The organism is Nibrella viscosa (genome assembly GCF_039541875.1).
Taxonomy (GTDB): domain Bacteria; phylum Bacteroidota; class Bacteroidia; order Cytophagales; family Spirosomataceae; genus Nibrella; species Nibrella viscosa.
In genome coordinates, this window is the sequence record NZ_BAABHB010000003.1 from 370241 (window position 1) to 386681 (window position 16441).

At 56.6% G+C, this 16441-nt stretch carries 9 protein-coding genes; 8 read left to right on the forward strand and 1 reads right to left on the reverse strand.

The window, feature by feature from the left end; all coding sequences use genetic code 11:
* Position 1 precedes the first annotated feature (1 nt).
* A complete protein-coding gene (locus ABD931_RS10125; RefSeq protein ID WP_345266597.1) occupies positions 2-7042 on the reverse strand; it encodes a T9SS type A sorting domain-containing protein in 7041 nt (2346 codons plus the stop codon).
* A 353-nt stretch (positions 7043-7395) separates the two neighbouring features.
* Between ABD931_RS10125 and ABD931_RS10130 the strand changes: the two genes are divergently transcribed.
* From ABD931_RS10130 to ABD931_RS10165, 8 genes are all read left to right on the forward strand, one after another.
* Entirely contained in the window at positions 7396-8547 is a 1152-nt protein-coding gene (locus ABD931_RS10130; protein ID WP_345266600.1) for a chromate transporter, read from the forward strand.
* Positions 8548-8735: 188 nt separating this feature from the next.
* Entirely contained in the window at positions 8736-10193 is a 1458-nt protein-coding gene (locus ABD931_RS10135; protein ID WP_345266602.1) for an alanine/glycine:cation symporter family protein, read from the forward strand.
* Positions 10194-10267: 74 nt separating this feature from the next.
* A complete protein-coding gene (locus tag ABD931_RS10140) occupies positions 10268-11428 on the forward strand; it encodes a methionine aminotransferase (protein WP_345266604.1) in 1161 nt (386 codons plus the stop codon).
* Between the two features lie 20 nt (positions 11429-11448).
* Complete coding sequence (locus ABD931_RS10145; RefSeq protein WP_345266606.1) at positions 11449-11994, forward strand: hypothetical protein; 546 nt, start codon at positions 11449-11451, stop codon at positions 11992-11994.
* A gap of 77 nt (positions 11995-12071) precedes the next feature.
* On the forward strand, positions 12072-12875 hold the full coding sequence (locus ABD931_RS10150) for a mycofactocin-coupled SDR family oxidoreductase (protein WP_345266608.1): 804 nt from the start codon (positions 12072-12074) through the stop codon (positions 12873-12875).
* Between the two features lie 119 nt (positions 12876-12994).
* Complete coding sequence (locus ABD931_RS10155) at positions 12995-13447, forward strand: HYC_CC_PP family protein (protein WP_345266610.1); 453 nt, start codon at positions 12995-12997, stop codon at positions 13445-13447.
* A gap of 83 nt (positions 13448-13530) precedes the next feature.
* Positions 13531-15816, forward strand: coding sequence for a TonB-dependent receptor (locus ABD931_RS10160; protein ID WP_345266612.1), 2286 nt, complete (start codon positions 13531-13533; stop codon positions 15814-15816).
* Positions 15816-16394 carry a helix-turn-helix domain-containing protein gene (locus ABD931_RS10165; protein WP_345266614.1) on the forward strand — a complete coding sequence of 193 codons (579 nt, stop codon included), beginning with the start codon at positions 15816-15818 and terminating at the stop codon, positions 16392-16394. The genes ABD931_RS10160 and ABD931_RS10165 overlap by 1 nt, the downstream gene beginning before the upstream one ends.
* Positions 16395-16441: the final 47 nt, after the last annotated feature.

The following is a 16441-nucleotide window of genomic DNA, read 5'->3' on the forward strand; positions in this document are numbered from 1 at the left end:
ATTAGTTTTGCTTCACAATCTTCCGGGTAGCGCGACCGTCCCGGCCTTCGGCAGAGAGAATATAGACACCATCGGTCTTCTCACGAATGTCAATGGTTATCTGGCCTTTTCCATCCGAGATCGATACCGGCCACTCGCCACTTTGCCGCTGGGTGAGGTCGTAGAGCCGCAGCATCATGGCTTTCTGCTCACCCGCTCCGGAGATGGTGACGGTCAGCACATCGCTGGTTGGGTTCGGATACGCCTGCACATCCAGGTGAACGGCAGGTTCGGCACTGATCCGGCTAGCGGTTGCCTCGCGACCACCCGTACAGTTACCCACCGTTGTCACCGCCGTGGATGTACCACAGGCTGTGGTCACCGTCGTCACAAACTGATAGCCTGCGAGCGCACTGAAGCTGGTCTGGTTACCGATGGTCAGGGTTAGGGAATTGCCGCTTGCCGAGGCCGTAATGGTTTCGCCGGCGTTGGCCCCCTGCCGGATTACCGTATTGGTGGTAATGGCGGTCAGGCTGGATGTTGCCGATGTGCGGAAGCTATAGGTGGTTGTAGCGGCAACCGGCGAGGTAACCGTCGACGTCAGCGTGTATGTGCCGCCGGTAACGGTTTGCGTAGTTGGGATACAGGTGACAGAATTCTGCACCGTAGCGCCACCCACCGACGCCTGCGTCACGGTTGTGGTAGCAGTGGCCGTACAGCCGTTGGCACCTGTCACTGTTACAGTATACGTCCCGGCTGCCGTGATGTTAGCTGTATTAGCCGTACCGGAAAGAGGTCCTGCCGGCCCGGCAAAGCTGTACGTCACGTTCGGGGTGGTACTGCCGGCCGTCAGCACAACCGTAGGCTGGCTGCAGGTGACCGGCCCATTGTTGGTAAAGACCACATTGGCCGGAGCTGAGCGATCCTGCGTAACGGTAGCGGTTGTAGTTGCTACGCAGCCATTCAGGCCGGTGGCCGTAACGGTATACGTGCCGGCGGCATTGACCGTGGCCGTATTGCTGCCCGGTGCCGTGATGCCCGGGCCGCCGAACGCATACGTCACCCCGGTGGTTGAGCTGGTTGCCGTTAAGGTAGCAGTCTGCGCTGCACAGCCAAGAATGTTGCTGACCGTCAGGCTCAGCGCCTGCGGGCTAGCCAGATTCTGCTGAACGGTAGCTGTGGCCGTGGCCGTACAACCGTTGGCATCTCTGGCCACAACGGTATAGGTGCCGGGCGCGTTTACCGTAGCAGTAGCACCCGTCTGACTGTTGATGCCCGGTCCGCTGAAGGCGTAGGTTAAGCCGGTAGTTGAACTGCCGGCCGTTAGGGTAGCGGTCAGGCCCGTACAGGTGAGCGGCCCGCTCACGGTGAGGCTGAGCGCCTGCGGAGCGGCCGTGTTCTGCTGCACCGTAATGGTTGCTGCGGCCGTACAGGTATTGGGAGCCGTGGCTATCACCGTATAAGAACCACCGGCGTTGATGGTGGCTACGCTGGCAGTGCGGCCGGTGATGCCGGTACCGCTAAAGGCGTAGGTGACATCCGGTGTTGAACTGCCGGCTACCAGGTTCGCCGTGGGCGCGTTACAGGTCAGCGGATTGCTGACCGTCAGGCTGAGCGCCTGCGGAACGGTGGTGTTCTGCTGCACGGTAACGGTAGTGGCGGTGGTACAGCCATTCGGCGCGGTAGCGACTACCGTGTACGTACCACCGGCGCTTACCGTGGCGGTGCCGGCATTAGGGCTGCTGACACCCGTACCGCTGAAGGCATAGGTGACATTGGGCGTTATGCTGCTCGCCGTGAGTGTAGCGCTGCGGTCGGTACAATTGATCGGGTTGCTGGCAACCACCTGTACGCCCTGCGGAGCGGCCGTGTTCTGCGGCACGGTCACCGTGGTAGTGGCCACGCAGCCGTTGGTGCCGGTGGCCGTCAGCGTATACGTGCCGGGCTGGTTTATAGAAGCAGTGGCGCTGCCGGGACCGCTGATGCCCGGTCCGCTGAACACATAGGAAACACCGGTGGTTGAGCTGCCGGGCGTGAGTTGGGCCGTAGTGGCCGAACAGGTCAGCGGGTTGCTCACCGCAATACTCAGCGCCTGCGGAACCGTCAGGTTTTGCTGCACATTCACAAATGCTACAGCCTGGCAGCCGTTGGGCGCGGTGGCCGTGACAATATAGGTGCCGGGCCGATTGACCGTGGCCGTGGTGCTACCCTGACCCGTAATGCCCGGTCCGCTGAAGGCGTAGCTCACACCGGAGGTCGAACTGGCCCCCGTGAGCGTAACCGTTGTTGCCGAGCAGGTGAGTGGACCACTGGCCGTCAGGCTTAGCGCCTGCGGAGCCGTCAGGCTCTGGTTGGCATTTACCGTGGTGCTGGTGGTAGCGGTACAGCCGTTCTGCCCGGTGGCCACTACGGTATACGAGCCGCCGGCATTCACGGTAGCCGTGGCACCTGTCTGGCTGATGACACCCGGACCAGTAAAGGCGTACGTAACACCCGTGGTCGAACTGGCGGCTGTCAGCGTGGCCGTTGGGGCTGTACAACTCAGCGGGCTGCCCGCGGTCAGACTCAGCGCCTGGGGCGTTGCAATATCCTGCGACACCGTTACTGATGCACTGGCCGTACAGCCGTTCTGCCCGGTGGCCACTACGGTATACGAGCCGCCGGCATTTACGGTTGCCGTGTTACCGCTCCGGCCCGTAATACCCGTACCGCTGAATACATAGCTCAGGCCGGGGGTTGGGCTGGTAGCGGTCAGGGTAGTAGTCGGCAGTGTACAGTTGAGGGCGTTGCCGGCGGTCAGCCGGAGGGTATCCGGCGTGGCGGTATTTTGCAGGACTGTGGCTGTTGTCGTCGCGGTACAACCGTTTGGAGCCGTAGCCGTCAGCGTATAGGTGCCTGCCTGCGAAACGGTGGCCGTTGTTGCGCCTGGTCCGGAAACGCCGGTGACACTAAACGCATACGTGACCCCCGGCGTTGAACTGCCGGCCGTCAGCGTAACCGTTGGGGTGTTGCAGGTGATTAGGTTGCTGGCCGTTAAACTCAGGTTCTGGGGCGTCGTTATGTTCTGAATAACACTAGCCGTTGTTGTTGTGGTACAGCCGGTTGGTGCGGTAGCGATAATCGTATAGGTGCCGGGCTGGTTTACAACGGCCGTGGTGCTGCCCTGCCCGGTAATTCCCGGCCCACTAAACGCATACGTAACTCCGGACGTCGAACTGGCGGCTGTCAGCGTAGCCGTCGTCACCGAGCAGGTGAGCGGATTGCTGATGGTTACGCTCAGCGCCTGCGGCACGGTAAGGTTCTGCTGCACGGTAACGGTTGTCGTTGCCGTGCAGCCATTGGGTCCTGTGGCCGTTACCCGGTACAGTCCCGGCTGGTTTACGGTAGCCGCCGTGGTATCCTGACCAGTAATCCCCGGCCCGCTGAACACATACCGTACACCCGGTGTGGTGCTGCCGGCCCGCAGCGTAGCGGTGGTTGCCGAACAGGTCAGCACGTTGCCGGCCGTCAGGCTCAGGGCGGCCGGTGCCGTTGTATTCTGCGCTACCGTTACCGAAGAGGTAGCGGTACAGCCGTTCTGCCCGGTGGCCACTACGGTATACGACCCGCCGGCATTAATGTTCGCCGTGGTGGCCGTCCGGCCGCTGATACCCGTGCCGCTAATGGCATAGGTAACATTCGGGGTTGAACTGCTGGCGGTGAGCGTGGCCATGGGCGTGTTACAGGTGATCGGATTGCTGGTGGTTAAACTCAGACTTTGGGGTACCTGCGTATCCTGCGGCACACTAACCGAGGTGGTCGACGTACAGCCGTTTTGCCCGGTAGCGACCACGGTATAGGAGCCACCCGCATTGACCGTAGCGATCCCGCTACCCTGGCCGGTGATACCCGTACCGCTGAAAACATAGCTCACGCCGGGCGTGGTGCTGCCGGCCCGCAGGGTAGACACCAGGGTGGTACAGTTGAGCGGGTTACTGACGGCGATACTCAGCGCTGCCGGCGTTGTAATATCCTGAAGAACAGTGACCGTTGCGGTGGTTACGCAGCCGTTGGGGGCCGTGGCTGCGACGGTGTAAAGCCCCGGTTGATTCACTGTGGCCGTGGTGCTGCCCTGCCCGGTAATGCTGCCTCCACTGAAGGCATACGTAACTCCCGGTGTTGAGCTGCTGCCGGTTAAGGTAGCGGTGGTCGCCGAACAGGTCAGCACATTGCTCGCGGTCAGGCTCAGGCTCTGCGGAATAGTGGTGTTCTGCTGGACCACCGCCGTTGTGGTGGCAGTACAGCCGCTTGGTGCCGTAGCCGTGACGGTATAGGTGCCCGGCTGGTTGACCGTGGCTGTGACACTACCCTGCGCGGTTACACCCGGTCCGCCGAACGCATAGGTCAGGCCGGCGGTGGTGCTGCTGGCCGTCAGCGTAGCTGTTTGGGCTGAGCAGGTCAGCACCGAGCCAACTACCATATTCAGGCCCTGCGGGGCGGTGGTATTCTGCTGAACGTTGACCGTAGCGGTAGACCGGCAGCCGTTGGGAGCCGTGGCCGTGACGGTGTACAGGCCCCCGCTGCTAACCTGAACCGTATTGGGGCCGGTCGAGCGGGTGGTATCCGGTCCTCTGAATGCATACAATACATTCGGCGTTGAGCTCGTAGCCGTGAGCGTAGTGATGCGGTTATTACAGGTAATGGGATTGCCGGCGGTTACTGCCAGATCGGCGGGGGCGGCAATATCCTGGGCTACGGTAACGGTGGCGGTAGCGACACAGCCGTTCGGGCTGGTGGTCGTGACGGTATAGGTGCCCGGCTGGTTGACCGTGGCCGTAGTGCTGCTTTGACCTGTAATGCCCGGTCCGCTGAAGCGGTAGCTAACCCCCGTGGTCGAGCTGGTGGCGGTCAGGATAGCTACCGGTGCTGTACAGCTTAAGACATTGCTGGTGGTAAGCTGCACCGCTTCCGGCGTAGTGGTGTTCTGCACAATAGTTGCCGTAGCGGTGGTCGTACACCCGTTCGGCGCGGTAGCGACAATGACATAATTGCCGGCCTGGTTGACGGTAATTACGCCCTGATTCTGGCCGGTAATGCCCGGCCCGTTGAACCCGTAGTTCAGTCCGGTGGTTGAACTGGCCGCCGTAATCGTTGCTGTTTGGTTGGTACAGGTCAACTGATTGCTTACATTCACCGATAAAGCCGCCGGAGCAGTTGTATTTTGCTGCACGTTGGTAGTGGCGGTGGCGGTACAACCGTTGGGCGCGGTGGCCACTACCGAGAAAGAACCACTCGCATTAACGGTAGCCACATTGTTGTTCTGTCCGGTAATACCCGTGCCGCCGAAGGCATAGCTCACGCCGGTGGTGGTGCTGCTGGCGGTGAGGTTAACCGTCAGCGCGGTGCAGTTCAGCGGACCGCTGGCGGTGAGGCTCAGGGCGGCCGGTGCGGCAATATTCTGCTGTACATTGACTGAAGCGATGGCGGTACAGCCGTTGGGAGCCGTAGCCACTACCGTATAGGCACCGGGCGCATTCGCCACGGCGGTATTCGGTCCGCCAACTGTAGCGGTAGTGCTTGCCGGACTCCGGAAACTATACGTCAGGCCCTCGGTCGTGCTGGTGGCGGTCAGCGTACTTGTTGGATTGGCACAGGTAAGTATGTTGGCGGAAAGCAGGCTTACATTCTGCGGAGCGGTGTTGTTCTGCTGAACGCTGATGGTGCGGGTAGTGGCACAGCCGTTTAACCCGGTAGCCGTGACGGTATAGGTTCCGCCCTGATTAACGGTAGCGGTGGGGCCGGTCTGCCCGGTAATACCGCTACCGCTAAAGGCATAGGTAACCCCCGTGGCAGAACTGCTGGCGGTGATGATGGCCGTCGGCGTAGTACAGGTAATTGGGTTGTTTACCTGAAGATTCAGGTTCTGAGGAGCCAACGTATCGCGTTCGACATTGATTGACAGAACGGCCGTACAGCCACCAGGTTCTGTAACGATGACATTATATATGCCGGGTTGATTCACCGTGGCGATGTTTCCTCCCTGCGTAGCGATGCCCGGTCCGCTGAAGGAATAGGTAGTGCCACTGGTGGAACTGGTGGCCGTCAGAATAGCCGTTTGCGACCGGCAGTTCAGCGCGTTACTGGCCGTTAGACTTAATGCACGCTGTACGGTCACTGTAGCTGTGCTCTGGCAGCCGTTGGCTCCCCGGGCGGTGACGGTATAGGTGCCGGCCTGATTAACGGTAGCCGTATTGCCGCTCTGGCTGACGACCCCCGGTCCGGAGAATGTATAGGTAACACCCGTTGTCGAGCTGGCAGCCGTTAGCGTAACCGTTGTGGCGGTGCAGTTCAGCGGGCTGTTGACTGTCAGGCTCAGGTTTTGCGGAGCGGTAAAGTCGGTGATAACCGAGGTCGATGCCGTAGCGGTACACCCCCCCTCGCTGGAGGTAGCTGTTACCGAGTAGGTTCCAGAGGTGGTGGTGCTGCTGAGCGGTAAGGTTTGGGTGGTGGCCCCGGTACTCCACAGATACCGGACAGCCGGCGTGGTTGTGTTTACGGTAATGGTCTGATTGGTGCAGTTCAGGGCCACCGTTGCCGGCAGGCTGATTGATGGCCGGGTAAAGACCAGAAACGAGCTGCTGCATTGCGAAGCCGCAATGGTTTCGGTGCCCTGGGTACCCTGAGCCGATACCTGAAGCTGATGCCAGCCTCCCTGGTCTACGGTCGGAAACGCATAGGTAAACGAAACCGTGGCGGAGGCTGTTGGGCTGGTGCCCGGATTGAGCGATACAGAAGCCGGGCTGGTCGTAGTCTGCGGAGAGCCGGCTCCTGCCGCAATGGTACAGGTGCCGTCTTCCCGTTTGTACCGCAGGGTAAAGCCGAGATTATCGATTCGGGTTCCTGAGGCTACGGTAAAACTACCGGTGAGAGAACTACCGGCACACAGCGATGTCTGATTAACGGTAATGCCGGTGATGGTCACGGATGAAGGCTGGGTACCGGTCTGCCCCCTCACCCCGCTTAAAGTAAGCAGCGACAGGAAGGCAAAAAACCACAAGGTTTTACATGGGTAAAATGTACACATGAACATTGTTGTAAAGGGTGATGTGAAAGTTTATATGAGGGCACAATCTACTATTTCAGATATTCCCTGATTTGCAGATTTATCGTTTGGCAGGTAGTCGGCCTATATAATTATCCAACGGTCTGGATTAGCCGCTGGATGCTTCCTGCCCGGGCGTTCTGTTATACATTGGCTACCAAATCGCACGCTGATTTTTTTGGGTCTTTCGTTTGGAGAAATAATTTTTATCAAAGAATTTGTGGCCACAAAGCCAGGCAATGCGCCTGGCTCTGTTTTTTAATAAGTTAGTCTTTAAAGTCTATAGGGTTTATTAATTAATACGCGTTCTTAAAACCAGCAATGAATTGAGCATTATGGACACAGATGTACAGGTTTCATTGATTACGCAGCCGTATACATTGCGTCAGTTAACTACCTATTTTCTGCGGTTGGGCGCTACCGGTTTTGGTGGTCCGCCGGCCCTGGTCGGGTATATGCACCGCGACCTGGTACAGCAGAATCAATGGATCAGTGAAGAAGATTACCGCGAGGGTCTGGCATTGGCGCAATTGGCTCCTGGCCCGCTGGCCGCTCAGTTAGGCATTTACCTGGGGTATGTGCATTACGGTATTCTGGGCGCTACGCTGACCGGACTGGCGTTTGTTCTGCCTTCGTTTCTAATGGTGGTAGCGCTGGGCTGGGCCTATGTGTACTTCGGTGGGCTACCCTGGATGCAGGCTGCCTTTTACGGGGTGGGATCAGCAGTAATCGGCATTATTGCCATTGGTACGTACCGGTTGACCGTGAAAACGGTGGGCAGAGAGCCGCTGCTGTGGGTGCTGGGTGGCCTATCGGCGGTGGCTACTGTACTCACCGAGTCGGAATTATTGTGGCTGGTGCTGCTGTCGGGGGTGGTGGTCTGGCTGGTGAAAGCACCACCGGTTGGTCTGCGGTTGGGTGGACTGTCGCCGTTTTTGCTGGCGGTTTTTCCGGCCGTTGACTCCCCTCTTTGGCAACTCGCGCTTTTTTTTGCCAAAGCGGGTGCTTTCGTATTTGGTAGTGGGCTTGCCATTGTTCCGTTTCTGTACGGCGGGGTTGTTAAGGAATACGGCTGGCTAACCGAACAGCAATTTCTGGATGCCGTGGCGGTAGCCATGCTTACGCCCGGTCCGGTGGTAATTACCGTCGGCTTTATTGGCTATCTGGTGGCCGGTTTTCCTGGTGCCTGTGTGGCTGCGCTGGCTACGTTTCTGCCCTGCTACCTGTTCACCATTCTCCCGGCTCCTTATTTTAAGAAATACGGCAAACGGCCAGACATTAAAGCGTTTGTTGATGGTGTGACAGTAGCGGCTGTGGGGGCCATTGCCGGAGCCGTAATTGTACTGGGTAAGCGTCAACTCACCGACTGGCCGGCTGTAGTGCTGGCGCTGCTGGCGTTTGGCCTGCTGTACCGTTACAAAAAGTTGCCCGAACTGAGTCTTATCGGAGCTGCAGCTGTAGCGGGATTATTGCTGCGCTATATGTAGGGTGTTTCTGCGAATTCGCCTGTGAACCAAATCCGTTGTCTGGTTTCAGCAGAACAGCCTCTTTTTCGCTATATCTGTACGAGTTACGGCAAAATTTCGTTTCTTTAGGAATTGTTAATACCCAACTATATCCTCCAAGAACACGGTATGCCGCTTTGTCACGGGTGGCAGGCCATTGAGACGACTACATGGAAACTATCGTTAATGCCGTAAATGACATTATCTGGAGTAATGCACTGATTATCCTCTGCCTTGGTGCCGGTATCTACTTCTCTATTGTTACCCGCTTTTTACAGGTCCGCTATCTGAAAGACATGGTCCGTCTGCTGGTTGGGGGCAAAGCCTCGGCCAAAGGGGTCACTTCTTTTCAGGCATTCAGTATTGCCATTTCGGGGCGGGTCGGGACCGGTAATATTGCCGGGGTAGCTACGGCTATTGCGATGGGGGGACCGGGGGCAGTTTTCTGGATGTGGGCCATTGCCTTTCTGGGGGCCGCTTCGGCTTTTGTAGAGGCTACCCTGGGGCAGATTTATAAGGAGGTAAAAGATGGCCAATACCGGGGTGGCCCGGCTTTTTATATCGAGAAAGGACTGGGTATGAAATGGTATGCCGTTGTGTTTGCGCTGGCAACGGTGCTGAGCACTGCTTTTTTTCTGCCCGGCGTACAGAGCAATAGCATTGCTCTGGGGGTGAAAAACGCGTTTGATATTCCGGTGGTGGTAACCGGCGGGGCGGTCACGCTTCTGATTGCCCTGATCATCTTTGGCGGGGTGAAGCGTATCGGCCGGGTAGCCGAAATTGTGGTGCCCTTTATGGCCGGTGCATACATTCTGATGGCTATCATTATTATTCTGCTCAATGTCAGTCAGATACCCTCGGTGCTTTCGCTGATTGTCCGGTCGGCTTTTGATCTGGAGCCTGCCTTTGCCGGGGTGTTTGGCATGGCCGTTGCCTGGGGTGTCAAGCGCGGGATTTATTCCAACGAAGCGGGGCAGGGAACGGCTCCGCATCCGGCGGCTGCGGCCGAGATCAGTCATCCGGCCAAACAGGGCCTGGTACAGGCGTTTTCGGTTTATGTGGATACTCTCTTTGTGTGTACGGCTACGGCTTTTATGATCCTGTTTACCGGAAAATACAACGTGAAAAACCCGGCCGGCGGCTTCCTGGTCGAGAACATACCGGGTGCGGCCATTGGGGGTGAGTACACGCAGCAGGCTGTAAATACCCACTTTCCGGCGCTGGGCGGAGGCTTTGTTGCCATATCGCTGTTCTTCTTTGCCTTCACCACCATTATGGCGTATTATTATATCGCCGAAACCAATCTGAGTTATCTGACACAAAAGGGAACACCGAAATGGATGCTGTGGGGCCTTCGCTTCCTGATCCTCGGCGCTACATTTTATGGTTCCGTCAAAACGGCGGCTATGGCCTGGACGCTGGGGGATATTGGCGTTGGTATGATGGCCTGGCTGAATATCATCGCTATCCTGATTCTCAGAAAGCCGGCGCTGCTGGCGCTTAAAGACTATCAGGCCCAGAAAGATGCCGGCAAAGACCCTGTTTTTAATCCGAAAGCCCTCGGTATAAAAAATGCTGATGAATGGGAAAAGGCCTGGATTGAAAAAGAACCGGTCGGCCGGGCTTAACCAATCCGTACCGGGGCGGTATATTGGGTGGGTTTTTGCCTTATAGACCTGAATTCTTCTCTTGTCAGACTACAATGGTATCTTCGTTTACGGGCATCTTGCCTTCCAAACTGCCTACTGTCGGCACCACCATTTTTACGGTCATGTCGAAGCTGGCGGCCGATACAGGGGCGCTGAACCTCTCGCAGGGCTTTCCGAATTTCAATACCGATGCCAAACTGCTCGACCTGGTTGAGAAGGCCATGCGGCAGGGACATAACCAGTATGCGCCCATGCCTGGTGTGCCGGTCCTGCGGGAGGCTATTGCCCGCAAAACCAGTGAGGTGTACGGCGTCAATTACCATCCCGATTTTGAGGTGACGGTCACCACCGGGGCCACCGAAGCCATTTTTGCCGCCATTACTACCGTAGTGCGCCCCGGCGATGAGGTACTTATTTTTGAACCCGCTTACGATAGCTATGTGCCGGCCATCGACCTGAACGGCGGTACTCCGGTCTACGTGACCATGACGCCCCCGGATTATGCCCCGGACTGGGCACAGGTACGGGAGAAGATCACCGACCGTACCCGGCTCATTATTGTCAATACCCCCCAGAACCCAACGGGCCGCGTCTGGACCGCCGGGGATCTGGCGCAGTTGGCCGATCTGGTGCGCGACCGGGACATCTACCTCGTGGCCGATGAGGTGTATGAACATATCGTGTTTGACGGACGGGCCTATCACTCGCTGATGTCGAACCCGACCCTGCAGGAGCGCACATTTATCTGCGGCTCGTTTGGCAAGACGTTTCACACGACCGGCTGGAAAATTGGTTACTGCCTGGCCCCGAAAGAGCTGACCGCCGAGTTTCGCAAAATCCATCAGTTTGTAACCTTCAGCGTCATGACGCCGATGCAGGTAGCCCTGGCGGAGTACCTACAGGAGCCAGAGCATTATTTATCCCTGTCGGCTTTTTACCAGCGGAAGCGTGATCTGTTTGCCGACATTTTAACGGCATCCCGGTTCCGGTTCAAACTCGCTGAAGGCACGTTCTTTCAAACCGTTTCGTACGCCGATATTACCGACGAACCCGACTATGACCTGGCTATCCGGCTCACGCACGAGATTGGGGTAGCCGCTATTCCGGTATCGGTATTTTATCACAACCTTGACGACTATCGCATTCTGCGTTTCTGTTTTGCCAAAGACGATGAGATGCTGCTCCGCGCCGGCGAGCGGCTGATAAAATTGTAGGTTTCTTATACTCAACGACTATGCCCCGCATCAACCCCTTACCCGAGTCCCAGGCATCCGATAATCTGCGGACCGCCTGGGCGCAGCATCTCGCCGATTATCCCGGTAGCCGGATTACCAACATGAAGGCGACACTGAGCCATTCGCCGTTGGCGTTTCAGGTGTATATGCAATGGTATCCGCTATACGAGGAAGTGAAGAAAATTGTTGGTAACCGGCTGGCCTACCTCTTCGCCCACGCCATTTCGCAGGGCTCCGACTGCCCGCTGTGTACGACCTTTTTCCGGCGCATCATTATCGAGAATGGCGAACGACCCGAGGACTTGCAACTCGCCGACGAGGAACGTCTGCTGCTAACGTTCGGGAGTGAGATGGCCCAGAATAAAGGCGATGTCATGGATGATCTCTACCAGCAGATTGAGCAACGGTACACGCCGGAGCAGGTGGTGGTACTGGCCGCCTTTGCCGGGCAGATGATCGCTACTAATATCTTCAGCAATGCGCTGCATGTCGACATTGACGAATACCTGTACCCGTATCTGCCAATTACCAAGCCAGTGTATTAAGGCTCCCGGTTTTGTAGCTCTGGTTAAGCGTTGTATCGATAGTAAAATCCCCAATCCGAAATCCCAAATCCGACATCATGGACGGTTTACAGGGCAAAGTTGCCTTTATTACCGGAGCGGCTCACGGGCAGGGCAGAGCCGTTGCACTGGCGCTGGCCGGAGCCGGTACACATATCGTAGCGTTCGATATTGCCAAACCCCTGGCCTATCCTGGTTACGTACTGGGTTCTGAAAGCGAACTGGATGCGTTGCAGCGTGAATGTGAAGCGCTCGGCGTCCGCTGCCTCACCAGTCAGGGCGACGTTCGGCGTGACGAAGACATCAGCCGGGCGGTAGACGCAGCCAACGAGGCTTTTGGCCGTATTGACATTCTTTTCAACAACGCGGGTATATGTGCTTACGGGTTGGCCCATGAACTCACCGAAGAAGAATGGGATGCCATGCTGGACATCAATCTGAAAGGGGCCTGGCTGGTGGCCCGGCGGGTGATTCCGGTGATGATGGCGCAGCAATCCGGTGTCATCATCAACAATTCCTCCATTGCCGGACTGCGGGGCATGAACCGGCTCAGCCATTATGCAGCCTCTAAGTGGGGCCTGGTGGGGCTGACCAAATCCTGGGCGCTGGAACTGGCTCCGTATAACATCCGCGTCAACTCCATTCACCCAACCGGTGTCAATACCCCCATGAACGACGGCCTTGCAGCTCTGGAAGGTGCTACTCCGCAAGAGATAGCCGAACGCTCGGCCGGTAACCTGCTGCCGGTACCCTGGGTGGAGCCGGAAGACGTTTCGGCAATGGTGCTCTTCCTGGTCTCCGACAAAGCCCGCTACGTCACCGGCTCCCAATTTGTACTGGATGCCGGCCTGCTGACGCGGTGACGCTAATGTCCGTCCCGCGATTATATCGCGGACGAACAAAGACGAGAGGAGTTACCACTTAGTAAAAAGAGAGTTACAGGTTTGCTTATTTGCGCCCGCATACAGACCTTTGCATGGTCATGAAGAAAACGCTGTTCCAGATAGTCAACCTCCTGATGGCCTGCGTCGTGCTGTTCAGCAGTACCGGATTCGGGCTGGTAGAACATTCTTGTCAGCTTCGTGGTAAAAAACAGTTTGTTGCTTTACATAGTGCAGAAAAGCAAGGCTGTAAGGCTTGTGTAAAGGCACATCAGACCGCTGACACGGGCAAAACAGTCGTTAAAAAAGCCAGTTGCTGTAAGGAAGAACAGCGGTTCGCCAACGTCGACTTCTCGGCATCGCTTAGCCAATTGGTTGCCAAGCTATTGAAAGCTATCACGGAAGCAGCCTTTACCGGCATTTCGGTGGTGGTAAGCTGGCTGGTGAATCTGCTTTTCCCGGATGAGCTTTCAGATTCAATTTCTCTCTTTTCGCCACCTCCTGCGTTATCCGGTCGGGAGTTGCTGGCCTTTGTGCAAAGCTTTCTGATTTAAATCGTTGGTTGACCTGATTGGCCGACATCCGTAGACAGGATGTGGGCTATTTGTGTTATAGTCTTTACCAACCAACGATTTTCATGCGATCGCTTATTTCATATATAGTTACTGCTTTCCTGTTTGGGCCGGCTGCCTGGGCACAGACTGATTCGATACCAGTAAGGCCTTCGGAAACTGTCATTAAAGGTCGGGTACAGGAAACCGCAAACGGTCAACTGACGCCACTGATCGGTGCTAATATTTACTGGGCTGGTACAACCCTCGGTACGTCCACAGATGCGTCCGGTCGTTTTTTCATAGCGACCACGCCACGAACCAACCGGCTCGTGGTCAGTTACGTCGGCTACCGGCCCGATACATTGACCATCACGAACCCCTCGGCTGAGGTGTCGGTTACGTTACGCACCGAAACTACCCTCCAGGAGGTAGTCGTGCAGGCGTCGACTACGCAGATCGACCGTATGTCGCCCATTCAGACCGAACTGCTGACGACCCGAACGCTGGCAAAAGCTGCCTGCTGTAACTTGTCGGAGAGCTTCGAAACCAATGCCTCGGTGAGTGTTTCATATAGCGACGCGGTGACCGGAGCCAAGCAGATTCAGATGCTGGGCCTGAGCGGCAATTACGTGCAGACCAACATCGAAAACATTCCGACCATACGCGGCCTGGCCTCCACCTTTGGCCTGAACTATGTACCGGGTACCTGGATTTCCACCATTGATATCGGCAAAGGAGTAGGGTCAGTAGTTAACGGTTATGAAGGTATGGCCGGACAAATCAACGTCGAACTGCAAAAGCCCGACGCCCGCGAACGGGTGTATGCCAATGCCTACGTGAATAGTTTCGGGCGGGTAGAAGGAAACCTGAACCTCTCCAAGCCGCTGAACGACCGCTGGAGCGTTGGCGTATTGAGCCACGCCAGCACGCTCCGCAATCAGATTGATCAGAACAGCGACGGCTTTATGGATCTGCCGCTCTATACACAGTATAACGGAATCATGCGGGCTAAATATTCCAGTGAGCGCTTCATGACCCAGTTTGGGGTAAAAGCGCTGTACGAAGACCGTCTCGGCGGACAGGCATCCCAAAGTGTTATGCCGGGTGCTCCACGTTATACGTTTACCAACGTTACCCGGCGTTATGAGTGGTTTTCCAAGACAGCCAAATTGTATCCGGAGCAACCCTACAAAGGCTTGGGCTTTATCCTGAACGCGGTACACCACGACCAGAACTCCCGCTTTGGCTTTACTCCGTACGATGGTCGTCAGCAATCGCTGTACGGCAACCTGATCTACCAATCCATCATCGGCAACACCAATCATTCATTCAAAGCCGGCATCAGTTACCTGCTCGACGATTACCGGGAGCGCTACCGCGATACGCTGATGACCCGGACCGAGTCGGTGCCGGGCGTATTTGGCGAGTACACCTACAAGTACCTGGAGAAGTTTACAATGGTAGCCGGTGCGCGGGCTGATTTTCATAACCTGTTTGGTACGCAGCTGACGCCCCGGCTGCATCTGAAATACGATCTGAACGAAAATGTATCGCTGCGGGCCTCAATGGGTAGAGGCTTCCGGGTTCCCAACGCCTTGGCCGAAAACTATGGCTATCTGGTCAGCTCCCGAACTGTGTTTTTCACCGGAAAATTACGTCCCGAAATCTCCTGGAACTACGGTATCAGCCTGACCAATGAATTTAACCTTTTCGGGGAGAAAGCTTCGCTGATTCTGGACTATTACCGCACCGACTTCCAGAACCAGCTGGTGGTAGACCTGGAGCATCCGGGCGAACTGAATTTCTATAACCTCAGTGGCAAATCGTTCTCTAACAGCTTCCAGGCTGAGTTGAATTACGAGCCGGTAAAACGGCTGGAGTTTAAACTGGCCTACCGGCTGTTCGACGTGCGGCAGTCGATGGGCGCACCCTTTGGCGAAAGCGTTCTGCTGCCCCGCATGATGGTGAGTCGCGACCGGGTGTTGTTCAACGCCGGTTACGCGCTGCCGTACGACAAGTGGAAAGTCGATGTGACGGTGCAGTGGAACGGACCACGCCGTATTCCGACGATGCAACGGGACAACAGCCACGACTATACCACGCACCAGAATACGCACGATTACAGCTACCGGAACATGATCTGGGAAAACACCCCCGGCTTCTATAATGTCAACGCGCAGGTTTCCCGCGCTTTCCGGGATTGGGAAGTATATCTGGGGGGAGAAAACCTCACCGGCTTCCGGCAACTTAACCCGATTGTTGCTCCCCAGAACCCTTTCGGCCGGGAGTTTGATGCCGCCGGCCGGGCCTGGGGACCGATCACCGGCCGAATGATTTATGCTGGGTTCCGCTACAAACTCAAGTACTGATGAAGCTGTATATCAAAAACATGGTCTGCGACCGCTGCAAACGGGCGGTTCAGCAGGTATTGACCGATGCGGGGCTGGACGTGCAGCAGGTACAGCTTGGCGAGGTTACAGTAGCGGAATGGCCGGCCGGTCTGCCAACAGAGCAGATATCGGAAGGGCTGGCGGCTAATGGATTTGAACTGCTAGACGATCGTAAGACAGTGCTGGTGGAGCAAATCAAGGCCATCATCATCAACGAAATTCACCATAACCGGCGCGAACGCCCGGAGCAGCAGAACCTATCCGACTTTCTGGCGCAGAAGATCGGCTACGATTACTCTTATCTCAGCCATCTGTTTTCGGCTGTAGAGGGAATATCTATTGAACGCTATGCCATTCTGCAGAAGGTTGAAAAGGTAAAAGAGTACCTGTTTTACGGAGAACTTTCCCTGAGCGAGATCGCGTGGCGGGTCGGGTACAGCAGTTCCCAGCACTTATCCAACCAGTTCCGGCAGGTGGTCGGCATGACACCGGGCGAATTTCGGCGTATCCGGCAACCGCTCCGGAGCGAGTTAGACAAAATCCAGGCGTCAAAATGATGTACAGGTTCTCGCAATATCTGTACAAGTCCAGGCATAAGCACTGC